Origin of the sequence: Microbispora sp. H10836 (assembly GCF_012999525.1) — a bacterium.
GTDB lineage: Bacteria > Actinomycetota > Actinomycetes > Streptosporangiales > Streptosporangiaceae > Microbispora.
Map to the genome: position 1 here is coordinate 96,801 of NZ_JABBWU010000001.1, position 23,411 is coordinate 120,211.

Genomic DNA, 23,411 nt, shown 5'->3' on the forward strand with positions numbered 1-23,411 from the left:
TATTGAGCCGCCCACCGGAGATCGATCCGGCGGACGGCAGTCCCGGGGGTAGGGCATTCCCTACCTTCGCACCCCGGCGGCCTCGAGCAGGATCTTCAGCAGCTCCCCCGTGGCGTCGCGCACGAGGGAGCGACCTGTCCGCACAACTGGGGCAATTTCCGTCACCGGCGGCCGCCCTATCCACAAGGGTAATCTGCGGCCGACGGCTCGCGCGTTCGGCGAGCCGGGGGATCTGACTTCGGGAGTGAATGTATGAGGCGCTCGGCGATTTCCGTGGGCCTGGTCACGGCGTTACTGGTCTGCTGGCCGGCGGGCCCGGCCGAGGCGCGGGCGGCCGATCCCCTCGCGGCGTTGAAAGCGCAGGTGGCGGCCAAGCGCTGGGTGAAGGTGAGCGAGGTGCACCAGGTCCGCATACGGAAAGAACTCTTCGAGAAGTCCGACATTCGTGGCGCCGTACGGCTCGGTCGGCCGGGGTTGACCGCGTACGACCTCACCATCAAAACCAAGCAGCTCGGGGGGCAGATGCGGTTGCTCGCCGCGGGTGGGTACACGTACGAGTCGGGAGGGCCGCGGCAGCAGGCGTTGCCGGATGGCAAGACCTGGTGGAGGGCGCGGTTCACGGCCAGTGACCGCAACCCGTTCTACTCGGTTCCGCCGATTTTCGAGGCGGCCACATACAAGGCGCTGCTGGCCACCACGACCAGGCGGACCGGTGGGGTCTATCAGGGCGCCATCACCCTGGGGACGCTGTACAAGGCCTCGCCGTCCCTGCGTGCGCAGCCCGACATGAAGCCCGGTCAGCGAGAGGCCGAACTGAAGGTCCACTGGCGGTTGTGGACGGACCGGAAGGGCCTGCCGGCCCGGCTCTACACGACCTTCGCCGATCCGGACTACCCGACGGGAGCGATGAGCAGCCGCACCGACATGCGTTTCTCGTCATGGGGAACCAAGGTCCAGCTCACCCTTCCGCGCAAAGAGAACACCTACCAGCCGAGCTGATCCGCGCCGGCCGGACGCTGCCGTCCGCTCCGCACGTCTCGCCGCCCCGCGCCCGGCCGGGGTCACTTCTTCTTGCGCTTCTCCCGGATCTTCATCGTCACCTCGATCGGCGAACCCGCGAAGCCGAACTCCTCGCGGATGCGACGCTCGAGGAAACGCCGGTAGGTCTCCTCCAGGAACGCCGAGGTGAACAGCACGAACTTCGGCGGCTCCGTGGACGCCTGGGTGGCGAAAAGGATCTTCGGCTGCCGGCCCCCGCGCACCGGCGGCGGAGTGGCCTGCACCAGCTCGGTGAAGAACTGGTTGAGCCGGGCCGTCGGCACCCGCGTGCCCCACGAATCCAGGGCCCGCTCGATGGCCGGTGCGAGCTTCTCGACGTGGCGGCCGGTCTTCGCCGAGATGTTCACCCGCAGCGCCCAGGGCGTGCGGACGAGCTGCCGGTCGATCTCCTTCTCCAGGTAGTAGCGCCGGTCCTCGTCGACCAGGTCCCACTTGTTGAACGCGACCACCATCGCCCGGCCCGACTCGATGACCAGGCCGATGATCCGCAGGTCCTGCTCGGTCAGCACCTCGGAGGCGTCGATCAGCACGACCGCGACCTCCGCCCGCTCCAGCGCGGCCCGCGTACGCACAGCCGCGTAGAAGTCGGCGCCCTTCAGCTCGCGGTCGCGCCGCCGGATGCCCGCGGTGTCGATGAACCGGTACGTCGTGCCGCCCAGCTCGACCAGCTCGTCCACCGGGTCGCGGGTGGTGCCGGCCATCGGGTCGACCAGCACCCGCTCCTCCCCGGCGAGCTTGTTGAGCAGCGACGACTTGCCCACGTTGGGCTTGCCCAACAGCGCGACCCTGCGCGGGCCCCGCTGCACGCCGAACGTCTGCGGCGGCGTCTCCGGCAGCGCGTCGAGCACCACGTCGAGCAGGTCTCCGCTGGCGCGGCCGTGCAGGGCCGAGACGGGGTGCGGCTCGCCCAGGCCGAGCGACCACAGCCCGCTCGCCTCCAGCTCCATCTGCTGGTTGTCGACCTTGTTGGCGGCCAGCACGACCGGCTTGCCCGAGCGGCGCAGGACCGCGCCGACGGCCTCGTCGGAGTCGGTGACCCCGACGCTCGCGTCCACCACGAAGAGGATCACGTCGGCCAGCTCGGCCGCGATCTGCGCCTGCTCGGCGATGCGCAGGGCCATGCCGGTCGCGTCCGGGTCCCAGCCGCCGGTGTCGACCAGCGTGAACCGCCGGCCCCGCCAGGTCGCCTCATAGGTGACCCGGTCGCGGGTCACGCCCGGCACGTCCTCGACGACCGCCTCACGACGGCCGATGATGCGGTTGACCATCGTCGACTTGCCGACGTTGGGGCGCCCCACCACGGCGACGACCGGCAGCGGGCCCGAATCGGGCTCCCGCTCCGCCTCCTCGGCGGAAAGCTCGGCGAGCTCGGCCTCGATCCAGCCGCCCTCGTCCTCGTCGTACTCCCCCGTCACGTCCATACCCTGCCTCATCGGCTGCTCTTCCGTTCTCCCCGGCCGCGGACCGTCTCCTGGGCCGGGCTCGTTCGTATGTCGCACCGCGTGGCCCACCCCGGGCGTTCCTCCGGGAACGCGGCGCGCGGCGCCGGGGGCGGTCAGGCGGGGCGTGCGGGCGTCAGACCCGCTCCTTGACCAGCCGGAGCACCTCGGCGATCACCTCGTCCAGGTCCAGCGGCGTCGTGTCCAGTTCCACCGCGTCCGCGGCCTTCGCCAGCGGATCGGCCTTGCGCGTCGAATCGATGGAGTCGCGCCGGGCCATCGCGGCCTTCTGCGCCTCCACGGTCGTCCCGTCCAGCTCGGCCGTACGGCGCTGGGCGCGGGCGTCGGCGCTCGCCGTCAGGTAGATCTTGACGGGCGCGTCCGGTGCGACGACGGTGCCGATGTCGCGGCCCTCGACCACGATCCCCCCGCCGGGGAGGGACTCGGCGATGATCTCCCGCTGCAGGGCCACCAGGCGGCGGCGGACCTCGGGCACGGCGCTCACGGCCGACACCGCGCCGGTCACCTCGGCGCCGCGGATCGGCCCGCTGACGTCGACACCGTCCACGGTGACGCCCGGCGCGTCGGGGTCGGTGCCCATCGCCAGCGCGGGCTCGGCGGACCTCGCCGCGATCCCGGCGGCGTCCTCCAGGTTCACACCCCGCTGGAGCATCCACCAGGTGACCGCGCGGTACATGGCGCCCGTGTCGAGGTAGCGCAGGCCCAGCGCCCGCGCGACGCCTCGCGAGGCACTCGACTTGCCCGATCCCGAGGGACCGTCCATGGCGACGACCAGACCCGACACCGGCTCTCCTTCTCCCCTTCGAATCGTCGTCCCCGAGGCTACCGGGATAAGGCCGGAAAGCGTGCATCGGCGGCCGGACAGGGCTTCCCGCGCGATCGATCCACGCCCGGGTCCGGGCCCGTGTTGACCTTGCCCCTGGGTGAAGCCCCAGCATCGTCGCACCGGCCATGACGGCCGGGACGAGGAGGAGCCGTGGGGGAACTGCTGACCATCGGGACGTTCGCGCGGGCCGCCCGGCTGTCGCCCAAGGCGTTGCGGCTGTACGACGAGCTCGGGCTGCTGCGCCCGGCCGCGGTGGACGGCGAGTCGGGATACCGCTACTACGACCCCGGCCAGCTGGAGCAGGCCCGTCTGATCGCCTGGCTGCGGCGGCTCGGCATGCCGCTGGCACGCATCCGGCAGGTGTGCGGCCTGCCCGCGCCGGACGCGGCCGAGGCGGTGGCGGCCTACTGGCGGCAGGTCACCGCCGAGACGGCGGCCCGCGGCCGGCTCGCCGCCTTCCTCGTCGATCACCTTTCGGGAAGGGACGGCGCCGTGGAGGACACCACGACCACGCTGGGGATCCGTCACGCCGCCCGGTCGGAGCCGGGACGGGTGCGGACGAGCAACGAGGACGTCGCGTACGCCGGCGACCGGTTGCTGGCGGTGGCCGACGGGATGCGCGGCCCGGGCGGGGACCGCGCCGCCGCGGCGGCCGTCGACGCGCTCAAGCGCCTGCGGACCCTGTCCCCGCCCCCCGAGGACCTGCTCGGCGCGCTCGCCGACGCCGTCGGCGACGCCGAGCGCGCGATCCGGGACGTCGCCGCCTCGACCCCGTCGGGTCAGGTGGTCACCACGCTGACCGCGCTCGTGTGGTCCGGGGCGCGGCTGGGACTGGTGCACGTCGGCGACAGCCGGGCGTACCTGCTCCGCGACGGTGGCCTGTTCCAGCTGACCGACGATCACACCTACGTGCAGTCGTTGATCGACCAGGGCCGGCTCACCCCGGAGGAGGCCGTCTCCCACCCGCGGCGCTCGCTGCTGGTACGCGCGCTGACCGGCACGGGAGCCTCCCCGCCGGACCTGTCGACGCACGACGCCGCCCCCGGCGACCGGTACCTGCTCTGCTCGGACGGGCTGCCGGGAGTCGTGCCGGCCGGCGTGCTGCGCGAGACGCTCGCCGGCTCCGGCGGCCCGCGGCAGGCGGTCGACGAGCTGATCGACCTCGCGTACGCCGCGGGAGCCCCCGACAACGTCGCCTGCGTGGTCGCCGACGTGGTGGCGGAGGAGGAGTGCGCGGCGGGCGGGACCCCGCGATGAGCGCCACGACGGTGCGGCCGCCCCGTTCCCGGACTTTCGGCGTCGACCGCCGGCCGCTGGCCATCCCGGCGTTCCGGCGGATGTGGGTCGCCTCGGTGATCTGTGCCGTGGGCGGGTCCTTCAGCGTGGTCGCGGTGCCGACGCAGCTGTTCACAATCTCCGGCTCCTCGGCGGCCGTGGGAGCCGCCGCGGGGGTGTCGTTCGCCGCGCTGGTCGCGGCGGCGCTGTGCGGCGGCGCACTCGCCGACGTGATGGACCGGCGGACGGTGCTGCTGGCCGCCGACCTCTGCCTGGCGCTGACGTACGCCGCGCTGTGGGTCCAGGCGACTCTGGGCGGCCGCTCCGTCCCCGTCCTGCTGGTGGCGGTGGCCTTCCAGGGGGCGGCCTACGGGATGGTCATGACGACGACGGGGGCCATCGTGCCCCGCCTCGTCCCGGCCGAGCTGCTGCCGGCGGCCAACAGCCTCAGCTCGCTGGTCCGTTACGGCGGGTCCGTCCTGGGGCCGATGCTCGCCGGGGTGCTGGTCCCGGTCGTCGGGCTCGGCATGCTGTACCTGTTCGACGCCGTCGCACTGCTCGCCGTGGTGTGGGCCGTCGCCATGCTGCCGCCGCTGCCTCCGCCTCCCCCCGAGAGCACGGCGAGCGCGGCGAGCGCGGCGGACGGCGGCCGAGGCTCCTCGGTGGCCCGCCGGACGCCGGCCGGGTTCCGCCACCTGGCGGCCGACCGGCTGCTGGTGGCGGTGCTGGCCGTGGACCTCGCGGCCATGGTCTTCGGCATGCCCTCGGCGTTGTATCCCGAGCTGGCCCGGCACGTCTTCGGCGGCGCGGCCGGGGGCGGCCCGGAGACGGGGCTGCTCTACGCGGCCTACCCGGCCGGGGTCTTCGCGGCCGGGCTGCTGTCGGGCACGTTCACCCACGCCCGGCGCCACGGCGCCCTCGTGGCGGGCGCCGCCGTCGCGTGGGGGATCGCCGTCGTGCTCGTCGGCCTGGCCGCCGAGCTGTGGGTCGCGCTGGCGGCGCTCGTGCTCGGCGGCGCGGTCAACTTCGTTCTCAGCACCTTCCGCACCACGATCGTGCAGACGCACACCGGCGACGCCGTTCGCGGACGCGTCCAGGGCGCGCTCACCGTGGTGCTGGTGGGAGGGCCGCAGATCGCGAACCTGCTGCATGGCGCTGCCGGAGCGGTGTACGGCCCGCGCGTCGTGATCTGCGCGGGCGGACTGCTCACCGTTGCCTCCGTGGCGGCGATCGCCTGGGCGATCCCCGGCCTGCGCCGTTACACCGCCCCCGATTCCGCCCCCGCTGTCACCCCAGGGCCGGTGGCCGCACGGACGTCACCGGCCGCACCGGGAGACCGGGTCAGCCCGGCACCTGCCAGCCGCGCTCGCGCAGGCCTTCGGTGAGGGTCTCCGCCGCCTCCGGCCGGACGTACAGCTCGGCCGCGCCGAGCTCCAGCCCGGTGGCGTGCTCCAGGCGGATGTCCTCGATGTTGACGCCCGTCTCGCCGGCGGCCTGGACCAGGCGGGCCAGCTCGCCGGGGTGGTCGCCGATGAGCACCTGGACCACGGCGTACGTCCGCGCCGGGCCGCCGTGCTTGCCGGGGATCCTGCCGGTCCCCCGCACGCCGCGCGACAGGAGGTCGGTGACCTGCTCCAATGCGGCGCCGTCGCCCGCCAGCGCGCGCAGCGACCGGGCGGCGGCGCTCAGGTCGGCGACGAGCGCCTCCAGCACCTCGGCGACAGGCAGCGCGTTGCCCTCGAGGATGCCCGTCCACAGCGACGGGTCGCTGGCGGCGATGCGGGTCACGTCGCGCACGCCCTGCCCCGACAGCCCGAGCGCCGTCTCCGACGCCTCGGCCAGCCGGGCCGCCACCGCGGCGGCCGTCACGTGCGGGGCGTGCGAGACGACCGCGACGGCGCGGTCGTGCTCGGCCGCGTCCACCCGCACGGCGTTGCCGCCGCACAACGAGATCAGCCGTTCCACCGCGGCCACCGCCCGCGGGGACGCCTCGTCCGTCGGGCAGTACGCCCACGGACGGCCGAGGAACAGGTCCGCGCGGGCCGCCGCCGGGCCGGACCGCTCGCGGCCCGCGAGCGGGTGCCCCGCGACGTACGACGACAGGTCGCAGCCCAGTTGGGCGGCCTGGGCCAGCGGCAGCGCCTTCACGCTCGCCACGTCGGTGTAGACGCGGGCGCTGTCGCGCTTCTGCAGATCGAGCAGTTGCTGCGCGACGAACTGGGGCGGCACCGCGACGACCGCGAGGTCCACCCGCCGCTCACCGGTCCAGTCCTCCCCCGCGCCCAGCTCACGCGCCAGCCGTGCGGCTCCCGCGTCCCGGTCGGCCAGGAAGACCCGCACGTCCCGCTGCCGCAGCGCCAGTGCGATCGACGTGCCGATGAGGCCCGTCCCGACAACGACCACACTGCCGATCCCGGCATCCTCGATGGGAGTCATCGTGCTCTTCCTGCCGTCGCCGTCCTCGGACACGCTGTCCTGCGACGGATGTGTCGTGGGTGGATGGAGATGGTGCTCGGACCCGTCGTTCCGGCCCGGTCCCGCGGGGGACGCCTACTGGGCGATGTCCACGCGCAGCGCGGCGGCGCCGCGCAGGTACACGTGCTGGATCTCCTGCCGGGGGCGGTCGGTCTGCACGTGGGCCATCAGCCGCACCACGCGCGGGAGCGCGCCCGGCACGTCGATCTCGGTCGCGCACAGCAGGGGCACGTCGTGGAACCCGAGCTTGCGCGCGGCCAGGGCGGGGAACTCGGCGGTGAGGTCGGGCGTGCACGTGAAGATCACACTGATGACGTCGTCGGTCGTGAGGTTGTTGCGCCCCATCACCTCGGTCACCAACTCGGTCGTCCCGGCGAGGATCGCGTCGCGATCGTTGCCGTCGACCTGGATGGCTCCGCGAATCGCCCGCACCATGTCGTTCCCCTCTCGCTGGGACGGGCCGGTCTCTCCCCGAGAGGACGAGTCCGGCCCATCTACACGCTTTTAGCCAATTCTGCTCGACTTGCGACTTTCGCCCGCCGCGCGGAAAGGCTACAGTCCGACCGCCGCGTACAGCTCACCGATCTCCTGCACGGTGAGCGCACGAATGGTCCCCGGCTTGAGCCGGCCGAGCTTGACCGGGCCGAACTCGATGCGGGCCAGGTCGATCACCCGGTGCCCGACCGTCTCCATGAGCCGCCGGACGATGTGCTTGCGGCCCTCGTGCAGGACGACCTCGACCAGCGCCTGCTGACCGTGCTCCTGCACCACCCGGAACTCGTCCACCTTGGCGAGCCCGTCCTCCAGCTCCACGCCCTTGCGCAGCACCTTGTGCAGGTCGCGCGCGACGGGGCCGGGCACCTTGGCCCAGTACTTCTTCTGCACGCCGTAGCTCGGGTGGGTCAGCCGGTGGGCGAGCTCCCCGTCGTTGGTCAGCAGCAGCAGGCCCTCGGTCTCGGTGTCGAGCCGCCCCACGTGGAACAGCCGGGGCGCGAGATCCTGCACGTAGTCGTTCAGGCACGGCCGGCCCTCGGGGTCGTCCATCGTGCTCACCACGCCGATCGGCTTGTTGAGCGCGTAGTAGACGGTGTCGGACGACGTCGGGATGCGCTTCCCGTCGACCCGGATGACCTGCTTGGCGGGGTCGACGCGGGCGCCGAAGCGGCGCACCGTCTGGCCGTCCACGGTCACCCGGCCGTCGCCGATCATCTCCTCGCAGGCCCGGCGGCTGGCCACCCCGGCCTGGGCGAGCACCTTCTGCAGCCGCTCGCCGCCCGGCACCTCGGTCGTGTCGCGCTCGTCGGTGTAGTTCTCGTCGTAGAAGTCCGGGTCGCGAAGCGGCTGCCGGGCAGTCTTGAACGGGTTGCCCACCGGGCCGCCCACGCCGGCACGCTTGGGACCGCCGGCGGGCCGGGCCGCGCTCCGTGAGCCCGCGCCCGCTCCCGCGCCGCCGGACCGGCCACGCGTGCCGCCGCCCAGGCGGCCGATCGTCTGCACCTCGTCGCGGCTCGCCCGGCCCCTGCCGCCGTCGCGCCCCGCGCGGTAGTCGCCGCGCCCGGGCCGCGCGCCGCGCGCCTCACGGTCGCCGCCCACCTGGCGGTCGTCACGGTGGCTCCGGCCGTCGCGGTCGTCACGCCGGGGCGCGCGGTCGCCGCCGAAGCTCCGGCTGCCATAGCTGTCGCGATCGCCGGTCCTGCCGCCGCCACGCTCCTCGTCGCGGAAGGCCGGCCGTCCGGCCGCACGCCCCTCACGGGACGTCTCGTAGCCGCCGTCGCGGTCGCGCAGCCGATCCCGGCCGCCCTCGGGCCTGCCGTAACGGCCACGGGAACCGGCCCCCTCGGTGCGGAACGAGGGCCGCTCGGCGGAGTAGCCGTCCCGCCCGCCGCGCTCCCGGCCGGAGCCGCGATCACGGTCGAAACCGCGATCACGGTCGAAACCGCGCTCGGAACCGCGGCCGCCCTCACGGTCGAAACCGCGGCCGCCCTCACGGTTGAAGCCGCGGTCGCCGGAACGGCCGCCCTCGGGCCTGCCGTAGCGGGCGCGGGAGCCGTCCCGCTCGGACCTGAAGGGGGCGCGGGCGTCGTCGCGATACCGCTCGCCGCCGGAACGCGCGTCGCGCCGGCCGGTGTCACCCTGACGACCCGTGTCACCCTGGCGACCGGTGTCACCCTGACGGCCGCGGGGACGGTCGTCGCGTGCGTCGCCGGTGCGGCCGTCGCCGTACCGGCCGCCGCGCGGGGCGTCCTCGTCGCGGAACCGCCGAGAGTCCGGCCTGTCGGACCTGTCGGACCTGTCGGATCTGTCGGACCTGGAGTCGAACCCGTACCCGGACCGGGAACCAGGGACGCGGGAACCGCCGCGCCGGTCGTCCTGGGGGCGGAAGCCGCCGGATCCACCGCGGGATCCACGCGCGCTCGCGCCCTGCTGACCGGTGCTCCGGCTCCGACCGCGTCCCTCACCGGACGGGGTGCCACGCCTGTTGTTCACTACTTCTGCTCCTCAAGAATTTCCACGTCGTCCGGGAGGAAGGGGGCGAGTTCGGGTAGCTCGTCGAGGCTCCGCAGCCCCAGTCTCTCCAGGAAGTAACTCGTCGTCCGGTAGAGCACGGCCTGGCTCTCCGGGTCGGTGCCGGCCTCTTCCACGAGGCCGCGTGCGACCAACGTCCGCATGACGCCGTCGCTGCTCACGCCGCGCACCGCCGCCACCCGGGCCCGGCTGACCGGCTGCCGATAGGCGACCACGGCGAGGGTCTCCAGCGCGGCCTGCGTCAGCCGCGCCTGCTGGCCGTCCCTGACGAACCTCTCCACCAGCGCGGCACAATCCGCACGGGTGTAGAAGCGCCAGCCTCCGGCCACCTCCCGCAGGTCGAAACCCCGGCCGGAGGCCGTGTATTCCTCGGACAGCGCGCGAAGGGCGGCGGCGACCTCCATCGTCGGGCGTTCGAGCACCTGCGCGAGGGTCACCTCGGCGACCGGCTCGTCCACCACCATCAGGATCGCTTCTAGCGCGGCGATGAGCGAGGGTCCCTCCGCCGTCCCGTCCCCACCGGGCTCTGCGGCTTCCAACGCCTGATCCCGCCGCCCGGCGGGCGGTCCGGCGCCGGGGTCGTCGCCGGAACGGGGGATGTCGCTCGCTTCCATCGCTCCTCGCTCGTCGTGCGGTGGTTCCGTCTCTGCCGCCGCCGTCGGCCCCGCGCCGCCTCGGCGTGTGGCGCGGCGGTGTGACGGGGTGGTCCCGCCTCACTCGTCCCGTGCCGCGTCCGCCTCGGCGGGCCGCTCCTCGCGCCGGCCCTCGTCGTAGTCGTCGCCGACCGTGACATCGCCGTCGTCGGTGCCCGTCCAGGTGACGTACAGGTCGCCGAGCGGTTCGACCTGCTCGAAGGAGACCGCGGCCTCCCGGAACAGCTCCAGGACGGCCAGGAAGCGGGCGACGACCTCGAACGTCCCCGCGCAGTCGGCGGTCAGCGCCCGGAAGGTCGCCGTGTGCAGCCGCCTCAGCCGCTCGACAAGGATAGCGGCTTGCTCCCGGACGCTCGCCAGCGGTTGATAGATGTGCGAGACCGACACCGACGGCGGAGCCTTCGGCGTGAAGGCCCGCGCCGCGATCTTGGCGAGCTGTTCTGGCCCGATGCCGAGCACGAGTTCCGGCAGCAGGTCGGCGAAGCGCTTCTCCATCGGCACGGCGCGCGGGAAGCGCAGCGCCTCCTCGGCCATCCGGCCGGCGAAGACCTTCGCGACCTCCTTGTACGCCCGATACTGCAGCAGCCGCGCGAACAGCAGGTCGCGGGCCTCCAGCAGGGCGAGGTCCTCCTCGTCCTCCACCTCTCCGGTGGGCAGCAGCCGCGCCGCCTTGAGGTCGAGCAGGGTCGCCGCGACGAGCAGGAAGTGGCTGGTCTGGTCGAGGTCCCACTCCGGCCCCCGCGACCGGATGTACGCGATGAACTCGTCGGTGACCTTGTGCAGGGACACCTCGGTGATGTCCAGCTTGTGCTTGGAGATCAGCCCGAGCAGCAGGTCGAACGGCCCCTCGAAGACGTCCAGGTGCACCTGGAAGCCGCTCGGCGCGCTCTCCTCGCTCCCCTGGTCGATCTCCTGGCCGGTCGTCACGCCTGCCATTGTCCCCTACCGTCGCGGCCCCGCGGGGTCAGACGCGGGCGGGCCACCTGGCCAGCAGCTCGCGGGCCAGCTCGCGGTAGGCGGTGGCGCCCATCGAGCCGGGGTCGAACTGCGTGATCGGCTCCCCCGCCAGGGTGGCGTCAGGGAAGCGGACCGTCCGGTTGATGACGGTGTGGAACACCTTGTCGCCGAAGCCCTGCATGATCGTCTGCAGCACCTCACGGGCGTGCAGCGTCCGGGGGTCGTACATCGTGGCGAGCAGGCCGTCGATCTCCAGGTTCTTGTTGAGCCGCTCCTGGACCTTGCCGATCGACTCCATCAGCAGCGCGACGCCGCGCAGCGCGAAGAACTCGCACTCCAGCGGGATCATCACGCTGTGCGCGCAGGTCAGCGCATTGACCGTGAGCAGGCCGAGGGACGGCTGGCAGTCGATCAGGCAGATGTCGTAGTGCGGCAGCAGGGGCTCGAGCGCCCGCTGCAGGGCGTACTCCCGCGCGACCTCGTTGACCAGCCGGATCTCCGCGCCGGACAGGAAGATGTTGCTCGGCAGGAGCTGCATGCCCTCGACGGTGGTGTCGATCAGCACGTCCTCGACCGTGACGTCGGGCTCCTCCATGATGAGGTCGTAGACCGTCGCCTCGAGCGGCCGGGGGTCGATGCCGAGACCGACCGACAGCGCGCCCTGCGGGTCGAAGTCGACGAGCAGCACCCGCTGGCCGACCTCGGCGAGCGCGGCGCCCAGGTTGATCGTGGTCGTCGTCTTGCCGACGCCGCCCTTCTGGTTGACCATCGCGACGATGCGCGCGGGCCCGTGGGACTCCGGCGGTGTCGGCTCGGGGAACACCGGACGGGGACGGCCGGTAGGCCCGATCGCGCCGGGAGCCCCCACCCACGTCCCCTCTGTGGTCGCAGTCACCTGTTGGTCCTCCCTGACGGCCCTCGAACCTGATCGAATCTAAAGGGTCGGCACGTGGTCGGCAAGGCGGCGCGCCAAAGGCCGCCGAGATGCACGTGTTCAGTGCAAGGCGCGGGGATGTGCCGCCGCGTAGACCTCCCGGAGCTTGTCGACCGTCACCAGCGTGTACACCTGGGTGGTGGTCACCGAGGCGTGGCCGAGCAGCTCCTGGACAACCCTAACGTCGGCGCCTCCGTCCAGGAGGTGGGTTGCGAACGAATGCCGCAACATATGCGGCGATACACCGGATAGTCCGGCTCGTTCCGCCGCCGCCTGCAGCACCTCCCAGGCGCCCTGCCGCGTGAGCCGTCCGCCCCGCGCGTTGAGGAACAGCGCGGGCGTCCCCCGGCCGTGCGCCGCCAGCCTGGGCCTCGCCCTGACCAGGTACGCGTCAAGCGCCTTGCGGGCGAAACGGCCGAGGGGCACGATCCTGGTCCGCCCGCCCTTGCCGCGCAGCCGCACCTGGTCCTGGTCGTGGTCCTCCTCGTGGGCCGGTCCCGTGGGCACGTCGTCCACCGCCAGCCCCACAGCCTCGGAGATCCGGGCGCCCGTGCCGTACAGGACCTCCAGCAGCGCGCGGTTGCGCAGGGCGAGCGGCGAGTCCTCCGGGCCGCACGCGGCGATCAGCCGCTCGACCTCCGCGACGGTGATCGCCTTGGGCAGCCGCCGGAGCTGGCGCGGCGGGCGCACCTCGTGCGCGGGGTCGTGACCCGCCACGCCCTCGCGCAGGGCGAAGCGGTGCAACCCGCGTACGGCCGACACGGCGCGGGCGGCGGAGCTCGCGACCAGCGCCGGGTGGTCCTCGTCGCCCTCCCGGAGCGCGGCGAGGAAGGCGACCACGTCCGCCTCCGCGACCTGCGCGAACGTCTCGAGCCCGCGCGCCCGCAGGTGCTCGAGGTATCGGCGCAGGTCGCGACGGTAGGACGCGAGCGTGTTGGCAGACAGCCCCCGCTCCACCGCCAGATGGGCGAGGTAGCTGGACAGCACCGCCTCGGGCTCGCTCAGGACGTCTCCCTACGGACTCATGCCTCCGGCGCGTCGGCGGGTCGAAGGCCCTTGAATCCGTCGGCGGAAGCAGCGTACGCGGCGAGGATACCGGCGACCGCAGGAGAATTGTGGATCATTCCGCTCAGGGCCTTGTCGACCGCCGCACCCAGCGGAATCCAGGCCGCCGGCATGTCGGTCTCCTCGTGGTGGCGCACGTACGTGTTCTCCTCGTCGGGGATCGGCTCCAGGTCGCGGGCCAGGAAGACCCGGATCCGCTCGTCCGACATGCCCGGGGAGGTGCGCAGGTCGACCAGCGTGTGCCACGTACGCGCCCGGTAGGCGGCCTCCTCGGCGAGCTCGCGCGCCGCGCACTCCACCAGCGGCTCGCCCGGCACGTCGCGGATGCCGGCCGGCAGCTCCCACAGCAGGCGGCGCGCGGGGTGCCGGTACTGGCGGATCAGCAGCACCCGGTCCTCGCCGTCGAGGGCGAGGACCGCGACCGAGCCGGGGTGGACGACGTAGTCGCGGTCGGCGGTCACCCCGCCCGGCATCTCCACCGTGTCGGTGCGCACGGTGATGATCCGCCCCGCGAAGCGCTCGGCGGAGGCGACGACGTTCCAGGACTCCTCGGTGTCCTCCACGTTCACCGTGTGCTCCGGCGTGTTGTCCGCCGTCACTTGGCCCGCCCCGCCTTCGCCACGTTCTCGCGCCGGCCCGCGTACTCGAGGGCGGCCTGGACCAGCCCCTTGAACAGGGGGTGCGACCGGGTCGGGCGGGAGCGGAACTCCGGGTGGGCCTGCGTGCCGATGAAGAACGGGTGCTGGTCGGTGGCCAGCTCGGCGTACTCGACGAGGCGGCCGTCTGGCGACAGGCCGGAGAACACCATGCCGACCTTCTCCAGCCGCTCACGGTAGGCGTTGTTCACCTCGTAGCGGTGCCGGTGGCGCTCCTCCACCTTGGCCTTGCCGTACAGGCGGCGGGCCAGTGAGCCCTCCACGAGCTTGGCCGGGTAGAGGCCGAGCCGCATGGTGCCGCCCATGTCGCGCTCACCGGCGACGACGTCCTTCTGGTCGGCCATGGTCGAGATGACCGGGTTGATCGTCTCGGCGTCGAACTCGGTGCTGTCGGCGTCCTCGATCCCGGCCAGGTTGCGGGCCGCGTCGATGACGATGCACTGCATGCCGAGGCAGATGCCGAGCAGGGGGACGCGCTGCTCGCGGGCGTGCCGTACGGCGCCGACCTTGCCCTCGATGCCGCGCACGCCGAAGCCGCCGGGGATCAGCACGCCGTCGACGCCGTCCAGCTCGCGGGCCGCGCCCTCGGGGGTCTCACAGTCGTCGCTCTTGACCCAGCGGATGTTGACGCGCGCGTCGTTGGCGAAGCCGCCCGCGCGCAGCGCCTCGGTGACCGACAGGTACGCGTCGGGCAGGTCGATGTACTTGCCGACCAGCGCGATCGTGACCTCCTTGGCCGGGCGGTGCACCCGGCGCAGGAGCTGGTCCCACTCGGTCCACTCCACGTCGCGGAACGGCAGGCCGAGCCGGCGCACCACGTACGCGTCGAGCCCCTCGGCGTGCAGGACCTTGGGGATGTCGTAGATCGAGGCGGCGTCGATCGCCGAGACGACGGCGTCCTCGTCCACGTCGCACATCAGGCTGATCTTCCGCTTGATCGCGTTGGTCACCGGGCGGTCGGACCGGAGCACGATCGCGTCGGGCTGGATGCCGATGCTGCGCAGCGCCGCGACCGAGTGCTGCGTGGGCTTGGTCTTCAGCTCGCCGCTCGGGCCGATGTACGGCAGGAGTGAGACGTGCAGGAAGAAGACGTTGTCGCGGCCGACCTCGTGGCGGACCTGCCGGACGGCCTCCAGGAACGGCAGCGACTCGATGTCCCCGACGGTGCCGCCGACCTCGGTGATGACCACGTCGACGTCCGGGCCGGCCATGCCCCGGATGCGGTCCTTGATCTCGTTGGTGATGTGCGGGATGACCTGGACGGTGTCGCCCAGGTACTCGCCGCGGCGCTCCTTCGCGATCACGTTCGAGTAGACCTGACCGGTCGTCACGTTGGCGGAGCCGTGCAGCTCGGTGTCGAGGAAGCGCTCGTAGTGGCCGATGTCGAGATCCGTCTCGGCGCCGTCGTCGGTGACGAACACCTCGCCGTGCTGGAAGGGGTTCATCGTGCCGGGGTCGACGTTCAGGTAGGGATCGAGCTTCTGCATCGTGACGCGGAGGCCGCGAAGCTTGAGGAGACGACCGAGGCTGGAGGCCGTGAGTCCCTTGCCGAGACTGGAGGCGACGCCGCCGGTGACGAACAGATGCTTGGTTTGTGCGGCGCTGCGCAAGAAGAGCTCCCGTGGTCGATGTCGATCCGGCCGTCCGGATTGGACGCCGCGATGCCCACGGGCTCTCAGAATATCAAACGCTGGGCAACATTGGGCTTGCCACGTGCGCTAACCTGCCATAGCGGACAAGCCGACCTAACGGTAACTTGTCGCGTTATGTCGTTCGTGAAGCGCGCCGTCGGCCGTCTGGTCCACCGGGGGTGGGCCTACGTGCGGGAGGCCGCGGCGATCAGCCCGGCCGTCCCGGGCGGTTACCGGTTCCGCAGCATGGGCGAGGGAGTGTGCCTTTCCTTCCCGCAGGGCGCCATCTTCGGGGAGCAGTGGATCGAGATCGGCCCGCACACGCTCGTCGGAGAGCGGGTGTCGATCTCGGCGGGCATGGGCCCGGGCGTGGATCTCGGACCCGACTCGATCGTGCGGATCGGCCGGGGCTGCTCGATCGGCAGAGGCAGCCACATCGTCGGCCACCAGTCCATCGACATCGGCGACGACGTCTTCACCGGCCCCTACGTGTACATCACCGACCAGAACCACGTGTACGACGATCCCGAGACGCCCATCGGACGGCAGTGGCCGCGTAACAAGCCGGTCTCCATCGGCTCGGGGTCCTGGATCGGAACGGGGGCGATCATCCTGCCGGGGACGCGGATCGGCCGCCAGTCGGTGGTCGCCGGCGGCGCCGTGGTGCGCGGCGAGTTCCCCGACCACTCGGTGATCGCCGGGGTCCCCGCCAAGGTCGTCCGGCGGCACTCCCCCGACCTCGGCTGGCACAGCCCCTCGGCCGCCCGCCGCGCCTCCCCCCTCCCCGCCGACCCCCGCCCCCGCCCCTGCGCCGAGCACGAGTCACGTACGGCCTGACCGAGCGCCGGCGACCTTCCTGAGAATGAGTCGCCTATGACTACGGTGGGTGGCAGGATTGTCATGACGAGTGATCGCCCTAGGGAGAGGAGGACACCGGATGACTGCGGCTTTCCCCGAGTGGTTCTATCCCGGTCCGCCGGGCGGATGGACCGCCGACATGCTCGACCACCTTCCCCCTGACGCCCCCGCGCACGTCGAGCTGATCGATGGGTCTCTCATCATGATGTCTCCCCAGACCAACTTTCATATGTTGATGGTCAACCTGCTGGTCGACCGCGAGCGCGGGATTCGGCCGCCGGGTCATCTCGCGGTCGCCAGAGAGATGTCCATAACTCTGGGCCTGCGGCAGCGGCCGGAACCGGACGTCCTCGTCGTCAACAGGGAGGCAGTCTCCGATCTACAGAGAACCTCCTACCGCCCCGAGGAGGTCCACCTCGTCGTCGAGGTCGTGTCGCCCGACTCGGAGGAGCGGGACCGCACAACCAAGCCGATCAAGTACTCGGACGCCGGGATCAGATATCTCTGGCGAATAGAACTGGAGGACCAGGAGCCGGTCGCGTACACGTTCGAACTGGAGCCGAGCGTGAAGGCGTACGTGCCGACCGGGATCCACCGAAAGCGCCTCGCGACCTACGTCGGCTTCGACGTTGACATCGACCTGGACCTGAGCCGGTTCCTCGGCTGATCCGACCTGCAGAGCGTCGGCCCGAGGCTCCGGTGCCGTACCCCGCCGTCAGCCGGGCGGCGCGGCGGCCCGGGCGCGGCGGGCCGCCCGGTAGCGCCGCACCCTGCGGATGAGCCGCCAGGCCGTGAACGCCAGCACGGCCAGCGCCACCACCACCAGGACGGGCAGGAAGATCGCGATCAGGCTCATGCCGAGCGAGCCCACGTCTTCGGCCGTGCTGACAACCGGCGCCCCCACACCCACCGTCGTGGCGTTCACCACCGGCCGGGCCGTGGCCTTGACCACGTGCACGGCGAGGGCGACCGCGATCCCCAGCAGCCAGCCGACCGCCGGATGTTCGGCCATCCACGTCGATTCGTCCAGCCGCTCCGCCGCGGCCGTGGCGCTGAACACCACGCCGCCCGCGGCGGGGCGTACCGCTGTCTGGATCATGTCGTTGACGTGGTCGACCACCGGCACCTTGTCGAGGACGAACTCGGCGACCAGCAGCACGGCGACGATCAGGAGGACCCAGGTGTCGGACAGCCACGCGTACTCGTGCGGCAGCCGCACGGCGTCGGTGAGCCGCGCGAGCACGCCGACGAGCAGCAACGGGATGTACGCGTTGAGCCCGGCCGCGGTCGACAGTCCGAGCCCGGTGAGCGCCGCGAACATCGGCAACCTCCTCCGGCCGGCGGGACGGTCCCGCCTTCCCGTCAACGGACGGCCCCGGCGCCGTGTCCCCGGCTACTACCGCGAATCGGGCTTGCGACACTCTCGGGCCTGAGCCGGGGCGCGGCCGGCGGGCAGGCGGGGGCCGGGGACCTCCGCCGGAAAATGCCGGGCTGGGCCGGGCCCACGGAGACCGGCCACCGGTTTGCCGCCCACCCCACGGCGTTCACGCTCCGCGTCGTGGCTGCCGGCCCGAGATGGCGAAATGGCGCGTACCGCACGCTACTTTCGCGAAAGGCCAAGGTCTCCGGACCAGTCGTGACCGCGTTTCCCCCGTATCGCCGCCGCCGGTCGGCGCGGGATGCGTCGATACGGTGATACCGCCGGGCCTGCGCGCAGTCGCGCCCTTGGGAACTCGTGGAATCACTACTCGCCAGCGGCTGGCTGGAGCACCAACAAGGCGCTGTCGCCCTCTACCCGGGTGAGTCGCAGTCCGACGTCGCCGATGCGGCCCGGCCTGCTGGTGCTGATCGTCAACGCACCCCTGACCCGGCAGCGGTCGTTGTAACAGCTCCGGCTGATGCTGGTGTTCGCGCCGTCGACGACCGTCGAGGTGCCGGTGAAGGCGATTCTGGCGGCGTCTCCCCGCAGGCCCACCACGGAGATCTCGTCCACGCCCAGCCCCGGGTCGATGGGAATGGTGTCCCCCGCACGCACCCGCGCCTCGCAGTCGCCGTCCCGGCAGCCGGCGAAGTCGCCCGGTGTCGCCGGCACGCCGGCCGCCGGCGACGGTGCGGGCGTCGCGGGCGGGCTGGACGAGACCGGGACGAGCGTGACCGGCCGGTTCACCGGCACCGCCGCGAACGAGCGCGCCGGAGCCTCGCCGCAACCGGCGAGGAGCGCGGTCACCGATCCGACGGCGAGTGCGAGGCGAACGGCAGGCCCTGACGCGTTGGTCGTCGAACGCATGATTTCCCCGATTTGTCACAGACGAATTCGCCCGGTCGGAGCCGCTCCAATCGAGCTACTCCCATAACGCGCGGATCCACGCGCCAGCGAATGCCTTCCCCGCGACAGTCCAGGTCAACCGCATTCGGAGCCCGCACCCCGCCCATCTCCTCGCAGCCGGCGGTTTTCCGCCACGTTGTCGAAAACGGCGAAATTGCGCACTTCACCCACCGGCGGTTTAAGCGCACGATTCACCGGAATCGGGTTGAAATTCGGCCGCATGGGCGCCGGCCCGAGGATGTGCCGCCCGCGCGACTCGCGGGCCTGGCGGACCCCGACGGTCTCACAGGGTTATGGGCGGTGCTGCGGGTCACCGCCCGGCCATGGAGACTCGCCCGGACCGGTGGGTCCGGGCGGTCACGGCTTGGCGCGCTTACCGCGCGATCACCGCCAGGTCAGGAGCGCTCGCCGCGCTCCCGCGCGGGTCCTTGTGCGGTGACCGCACGGTCGCCGCGCCGTCACTTCACGCCGGCCTCGCGCATGTCGCGGACCTCCCGCTTGAGTTCCTTGATCTCGTCGCGCAACCGGGCCGCCACCTCGAACTGCAGATCGGCGGCGGCGTTGTGCATCTGCTCGGTCAGCGACTCGATCAGCGACTCGAGCTGGGCACGGGGCATCTCCCCCGCGATCGCCTTCGCGTGCTGACCCGCGCCCCGCGACGCGAGCCCCGGCACCGGTGCCTTGCCCCGCGACTGCTGCCGCCCGGCGCCGCCGAGAAGCTGAGCGGTGTCGGCGTCCTCACGGACGAGGCTGTCCAGGATGTCGGCGATCTTCTTGCGCAGCGGCTGCGGGTCGATGCCGTGCGCCTCGTTGTAGGCGATCTGCTTGGCCCGGCGCCGGTTGGTCTCCTCGATCGCCCGCTCCATGCTAGGCGTGATCTTGTCGGCGTACATGTGGACCTGGCCGGACACGTTGCGGGCCGCGCGGCCGATCGTCTGGATGAGCGAGGTCTCCGAGCGGAGGAAGCCCTCCTTGTCGGCGTCGAGGATCGCCACCAGCGACACCTCGGGCAGGTCGAGGCCCTCACGCAGCAGGTTGATGCCGACGAGCACGTCGAACTCGCCCATGCGCAACTCGCGCAGCAGCTCGATGCGGCGCAGCGTGTCGACCTCGCTGTGCAGATAGCGGACCCGGATGCCGTTGTCGAGCAGGTAGTCGGTGAGGTCTTCGGCCATCTTCTTGGTCAGGGTGGTGACGAGGACCCGCTCGTCCCGCTCCGCCCGGGCGCGGATCTCCTCCATGAGGTCGTCGATCTGCCCCTTGGTGGGCTTGATGATCACCTCGGGGTCCACCAGGCCGGTGGGGCGGATGACCTGCTCCACCACGTCGCCCTTGCTGCGGCCCAGCTCGTACGGGCCGGGCGTCGCGGACAGGTAGACGGTCTGGCCGATGCGCTCCAGGAACTCCTCCCACTTGAGCGGGCGGTTGTCCATCGCCGACGGCAGGCGGAACCCGTGGTCGACCAGCGTCCGCTTGCGCGAGGCGTCACCCTCGTACATCGCGCCGATCTGGGGGACAGTCTGGTGCGACTCGTCCAGCACCAGCAGGAAGTCGTCGGGGAAGAAGTCGAGCAGCGTGTGGGGCGCGGTGCCCGCCTCGCGGCCGTCGATGTGCCGCGAGTAGTTCTCGATCCCGGCGCAGGTGCCGACCTGGCGCATCATCTCGATGTCGTAGGTGGTGCGCATGCGCAGCCGCTGGGCCTCCAGCAGCTTGCCCTGCCGCTCCAGGTCGGCGAGCCGCTCGGCGAGCTCCGCCTCGATGCCGGCGATGGCCCGCTCCATCCGCTCGGGGCCGGCCACGTAGTGGGAGGCGGGGAAGATGTGCAGCTCGTCGTCCTCGCCGACGACCTCGCCGGTCAGCGGGTGCAGCGTCGCCAGCTTCTCGATCTCGTCGCCGAACATCTCGATGCGGACGGCCAGCTCCTGGTAGACCGGGATGACCTCGACCGTGTCGCCGCGCACCCGGAACGTGCCCCGGGTGAAGGCGAGGTCGTTGCGGGTGTACTGCATGTCGACCAGCCGCCGCAGCAGTTGGTCGCGCTCGATCTGCTGGCCGACCTTGAGCCCGACCATCCGGTCGACGTACTCCTGCGGCGTGCCCAGGCCGTAGATGCAGGAGACGGAGGCGACCACCACCACGTCGCGGCGCGACACCAGCGACCAGGTCGCCGAGTGGCGCAGCCGCTCGACCTCCTCGTTGATCGAGGAGTCCTTCTCGATGTAGGTGTCGCTCTGCGGGACGTACGCCTCGGGCTGGTAGTAGTCGTAGTACGACACGAAGTACTCGACCGCGTTGTTCGGCAGCATCTCGCGCAGCTCGTTGGCGAACTGGGCGGCGAGCGTCTTGTTCGGCTGCATGACCAGCGTCGGGCGCTGCACCCGCTCGATCAGCCACGCGACCGTCGCGGTCTTGCCGGTGCCGGTCGCACCGAGCAGGACGCTGTCCTTCTCCCCGGCCCTGACCCGGCGCTCCAGCTCCGCGATCGCCGTGGGCTGGTCGCCGGACGGCGTCATGTCGGTGACGACCTCGAAGGGCGCGACCTTGCGCTTCAGGTCCATCATGGATGTCATCGCCCGCTCAGCTCCTCACTCGCCCCGTCCACCGGCGCGGGACGCAGAGGTGTGCGACGTCCGCTCCGGTTCACCTCCATAACCTACGCGCGGCGACCGACAATTCCGGTCCCGATACCCGCTCCGCTCCTCGCCCGCGAAGGCTCGCGGCCCGCCCATGGCCGCCCCTTGGCCGGATCATGACCCTGTAGTTACGATTCCAGCCGGGGGCCGACACTGACGGGATGGCGGGGCTGACCATGGCGGGGTTGCGGAATGCCGTCGGCCAATCACTCGCGTGGGCGGCCAAGAACGTCGACGGGGCCATCGCCCTCGTGCTGGCCGTAGCGGTGGGCGTGCTCGGCGTGCTGCCCGACGACGTGATCCCGGACAAGGTGAAGTCGCAGCTCGTCAGCGGCACCACCCTGGTCGTGCTGGCCCTGGTCGCGACCGCGCGAGTGCGTGGCCGCCGCGCGGCGCGAGAAACGGCACCTCACGGTCCGCCTGGAGATCATCGACCCGACGGACGAGGCGGTGTGCGAGGGCTACGCGCACTACCGCAGGTCGCTGTCGGACCGGCCCGACGGAACCGGTGAGGTGTGGACGCCGACCGGGCGAGGAAGGAGTCGTACGCGAGCGTCCTGGCCGCGTTCTGGTACCGCCAGCGGTACGGCCTGCTCGACATCGCGGTGGGGCTGTCGCCGGTGATGACGACCTTCCGCTGGGACATGTCGGGCCGTGCCCTGATCATGACGTCCGAGGACCCCAACCGGGCCATCATCGCCTTCAGCGGCTCGTTCTTCTACGAGAGCTGCGGCACCGAGCTGCGCACGAGCTTCGAGCAGGCCCGGCGCGTGGCGATCGACCGGTACCGGTCGGTGCCGCTGAGCGACGAGCCGACCGTCGAGGAGGTCCGCAGGCTGTTCGACCGCGTCGGCCTCCCGCTGCCCAAGTCGTTCACCGACCGGGACGTCGTCGAGGTCACCCGCAAGGCGCTTCGCGCCAAGGACCCGTACGCGCCATGAGGTACCGGGACGTGCTCGACGCACTCGCCGGCGGGGACGCCCGCGAGTGGGCTCTCGGCGTGCTCGGGGACATCGCCGTGGGCGGCTCGCAGGTGCGGGGCGTGCGGCACCCGCTGGGGTTCCTCTGCCTGCCGCTGGTCCGCGAGGGAGACCTCGGGGTGTGCGTGCACGTGTGGACCGCCGCCGCGCGGCGCGCCCGCAGCACCACCTCGCAGGTCCACTGCCACAGCTGGGACCTGGTCAGCCACGTCCTGTACGGCCAGGTGCGCAACGTCCACGCCGTCGTGACCGACACCTCGCGGTCTCCCACCCACCGCGTCTTCGAAGTGGTCAGCACGCCGTCGGGCGACGTCGTCCGCCCCACCCCCAGGACCGTCGCGTACGCCCCGGGACGCGCCGAGCTGTTCGGCGCCGGGGAGACCTACACGCTCGCCGCGGGCGCCTTCCGCAGCAGCGTCATCCCCGAGGACGGCGAGGCCGCCCTGTCCGCCGGGGCCGTGCTGCGCGAGAGCGCGCCGGGAGCGGTCGCCGTCCACGCCAAGGGCGGGTCGGGCGACGTCGTCACCGACCTCGACCTGGCCGCCGAGAAGCCGATCCTCGACCGCATCCGGGCCGAGTTCCCCTCCCACCGGATCGTGGCCGAGGAGTCGGGCGCCCACGACGGCGACCTGGCGGACGGCGGGTGGACCTGGCTCGTCGATCCCCTCGACGGCACGAACAACGTGGCGATCGGTCTCCCGGCGTACGTCGTGGGCCTGGCGCTGTGCGCGGGCGGCCGCCCGGTGCTCGGGGTCGTCCACGAGCCGCTGTCCGGCCGCACCTGGTCCGCCGTCGCCGGAGCGGGGGCCCGCGGGCCGGCGGGACCGCTGACCGGGCCGCCGCGCCGGGAGCTCCCGCACGGGCCGGTGCTGACCTGGACGCAGGGCCACGGGGTCTCCCGGCGGGACCCGGCGGCGCGGTCGCTGAAGATGACGATGGACGCCCGCGCCCGGCGAGTGCTCCAGCTCTGGGCCCCGCTGCTGTGCTGGGCGATGCTCGCCCGCGGCGACATCGACGGCATGATCGGCTACCGCGCGGAGGGGCTCGACCTGGTCGCCGAGGCCCGCCGCCTCGCGTCCGCCCTGCCGCCGCTCTGA

At 72.1% G+C, this 23,411-nt stretch carries 22 protein-coding genes; 8 read left to right on the forward strand and 14 right to left on the reverse strand.

The features are described 5' to 3' along the window. Positions 1-252: 252 nt before the first annotated feature. Positions 253-999 (forward strand): hypothetical protein, encoded by a 747-nt coding sequence (locus HHX30_RS00440; protein ID WP_169978228.1) that lies wholly within the window; start codon positions 253-255, stop codon positions 997-999. Positions 1,000-1,061: 62 nt separating this feature from the next. On the opposite strand, the gene der is transcribed toward HHX30_RS00440, so the two are convergent. Then, positions 1,062-2,492 carry a ribosome biogenesis GTPase Der gene (gene der / locus HHX30_RS00445; RefSeq protein ID WP_169978230.1) on the reverse strand — a complete coding sequence of 477 codons (1,431 nt, stop codon included), beginning with the start codon at positions 2,490-2,492 and terminating at the stop codon, positions 1,062-1,064. 142 nt (positions 2,493-2,634) lie between these two features. After that, a complete protein-coding gene (gene cmk / locus HHX30_RS00450; protein ID WP_169979661.1) occupies positions 2,635-3,282 on the reverse strand; it encodes a (d)CMP kinase in 648 nt (215 codons plus the stop codon). 213 nt (positions 3,283-3,495) lie between these two features. On the opposite strand from cmk, the gene HHX30_RS00455 reads away from it, so the two are divergent. Together HHX30_RS00455 and HHX30_RS00460 are read left to right on the forward strand one after the other, a co-directional pair. Further along, entirely contained in the window at positions 3,496-4,602 is a 1,107-nt protein-coding gene (locus HHX30_RS00455) for a MerR family transcriptional regulator (protein WP_169978232.1), read from the forward strand. Beyond that, on the forward strand, positions 4,599-6,005 hold the full coding sequence (locus HHX30_RS00460; RefSeq protein ID WP_169978234.1) for an MFS transporter: 1,407 nt from the start codon (positions 4,599-4,601) through the stop codon (positions 6,003-6,005). The genes HHX30_RS00455 and HHX30_RS00460 overlap by 4 nt, the downstream gene beginning before the upstream one ends. Here HHX30_RS00460 and HHX30_RS00465 read toward each other — a convergent pair. The 9 genes from HHX30_RS00465 to HHX30_RS00505 form a co-directional block, all read right to left on the reverse strand. After that, on the reverse strand, positions 5,962-7,056 hold the full coding sequence (locus HHX30_RS00465; RefSeq protein ID WP_169978236.1) for a prephenate dehydrogenase: 1,095 nt from the start codon (positions 7,054-7,056) through the stop codon (positions 5,962-5,964). The genes HHX30_RS00460 and HHX30_RS00465 overlap by 44 nt on opposite strands. A 114-nt stretch (positions 7,057-7,170) precedes the next feature. Beyond that, complete coding sequence (gene aroH / locus HHX30_RS00470) at positions 7,171-7,530, reverse strand: chorismate mutase (protein WP_142645137.1); 360 nt, start codon at positions 7,528-7,530, stop codon at positions 7,171-7,173. A gap of 117 nt (positions 7,531-7,647) precedes the next feature. Next, positions 7,648-9,582 carry a pseudouridine synthase gene (locus HHX30_RS43095; RefSeq protein ID WP_169978238.1) on the reverse strand — a complete coding sequence of 645 codons (1,935 nt, stop codon included), beginning with the start codon at positions 9,580-9,582 and terminating at the stop codon, positions 7,648-7,650. Further along, positions 9,582-10,235 carry an SMC-Scp complex subunit ScpB gene (gene scpB / locus HHX30_RS00480; protein WP_169978240.1) on the reverse strand — a complete coding sequence of 218 codons (654 nt, stop codon included), beginning with the start codon at positions 10,233-10,235 and terminating at the stop codon, positions 9,582-9,584. Before scpB ends, HHX30_RS43095 begins: the two co-directional genes overlap by 1 nt. A gap of 99 nt (positions 10,236-10,334) precedes the next feature. Next, a complete protein-coding gene (locus tag HHX30_RS00485) occupies positions 10,335-11,210 on the reverse strand; it encodes a ScpA family protein (RefSeq protein WP_169978242.1) in 876 nt (291 codons plus the stop codon). Positions 11,211-11,238: 28 nt separating this feature from the next. Next, positions 11,239-12,126 (reverse strand): ParA family protein, encoded by an 888-nt coding sequence (locus HHX30_RS00490; RefSeq protein WP_142557039.1) that lies wholly within the window; start codon positions 12,124-12,126, stop codon positions 11,239-11,241. Between the two features lie 99 nt (positions 12,127-12,225). Beyond that, positions 12,226-13,152, reverse strand: coding sequence for a site-specific tyrosine recombinase XerD (locus HHX30_RS00495; RefSeq protein ID WP_311921896.1), 927 nt, complete (start codon positions 13,150-13,152; stop codon positions 12,226-12,228). Positions 13,153-13,187: 35 nt separating this feature from the next. Then, positions 13,188-13,829: an NUDIX hydrolase gene (locus HHX30_RS00500; protein ID WP_311921897.1), complete on the reverse strand. Its 642-nt coding sequence runs from the start codon at positions 13,827-13,829 to the stop codon at positions 13,188-13,190. Then, complete coding sequence (locus HHX30_RS00505; protein WP_169978244.1) at positions 13,826-15,496, reverse strand: CTP synthase; 1,671 nt, start codon at positions 15,494-15,496, stop codon at positions 13,826-13,828. The genes HHX30_RS00500 and HHX30_RS00505 overlap by 4 nt, the downstream gene beginning before the upstream one ends. Positions 15,497-15,652: 156 nt before the next feature. Between HHX30_RS00505 and HHX30_RS00510 the strand changes: the two genes are divergently transcribed. Next, positions 15,653-16,354 (forward strand): acyltransferase, encoded by a 702-nt coding sequence (locus tag HHX30_RS00510; protein ID WP_169978246.1) that lies wholly within the window; start codon positions 15,653-15,655, stop codon positions 16,352-16,354. 100 nt (positions 16,355-16,454) lie between these two features. Next, positions 16,455-17,042, forward strand: coding sequence for a Uma2 family endonuclease (locus HHX30_RS00515; RefSeq protein ID WP_169978248.1), 588 nt, complete (start codon positions 16,455-16,457; stop codon positions 17,040-17,042). Positions 17,043-17,090: 48 nt separating this feature from the next. Here the strand turns inward: HHX30_RS00515 and HHX30_RS00520 are convergent, their stop codons facing one another. From HHX30_RS00520 to uvrB, 3 genes are all read right to left on the reverse strand, one after another. Then, positions 17,091-17,696: a DUF4126 domain-containing protein gene (locus HHX30_RS00520; RefSeq protein WP_169978251.1), complete on the reverse strand. Its 606-nt coding sequence runs from the start codon at positions 17,694-17,696 to the stop codon at positions 17,091-17,093. Between the two features lie 423 nt (positions 17,697-18,119). Beyond that, the gene (locus tag HHX30_RS00525; protein ID WP_169978253.1) at positions 18,120-18,662 is read right to left on the reverse strand and encodes a hypothetical protein; all 543 of its coding nucleotides are present in this window, start codon (positions 18,660-18,662) and stop codon (positions 18,120-18,122) included. A gap of 497 nt (positions 18,663-19,159) precedes the next feature. Further along, on the reverse strand, positions 19,160-21,271 hold the full coding sequence (uvrB, locus tag HHX30_RS00530) for an excinuclease ABC subunit UvrB (RefSeq protein WP_211591417.1): 2,112 nt from the start codon (positions 21,269-21,271) through the stop codon (positions 19,160-19,162). 224 nt (positions 21,272-21,495) lie between these two features. On the opposite strand from uvrB, the gene HHX30_RS41130 reads away from it, so the two are divergent. The 3 genes from HHX30_RS41130 to HHX30_RS00540 are packed head-to-tail and all read left to right on the forward strand — an operon-like array spanning position 21,496 to position 23,411. Further along, complete coding sequence (locus HHX30_RS41130; RefSeq protein WP_249349511.1) at positions 21,496-21,846, forward strand: hypothetical protein; 351 nt, start codon at positions 21,496-21,498, stop codon at positions 21,844-21,846. 3 nt (positions 21,847-21,849) lie between these two features. Further along, positions 21,850-22,275, forward strand: coding sequence for a hypothetical protein (locus tag HHX30_RS41135; RefSeq protein WP_249349512.1), 426 nt, complete (start codon positions 21,850-21,852; stop codon positions 22,273-22,275). Then, positions 22,272-23,411, forward strand: a complete 1,140-nt coding sequence (locus HHX30_RS00540) for an inositol monophosphatase family protein (protein ID WP_169978255.1) — start codon at positions 22,272-22,274, stop codon at positions 23,409-23,411. The genes HHX30_RS41135 and HHX30_RS00540 overlap by 4 nt, the downstream gene beginning before the upstream one ends.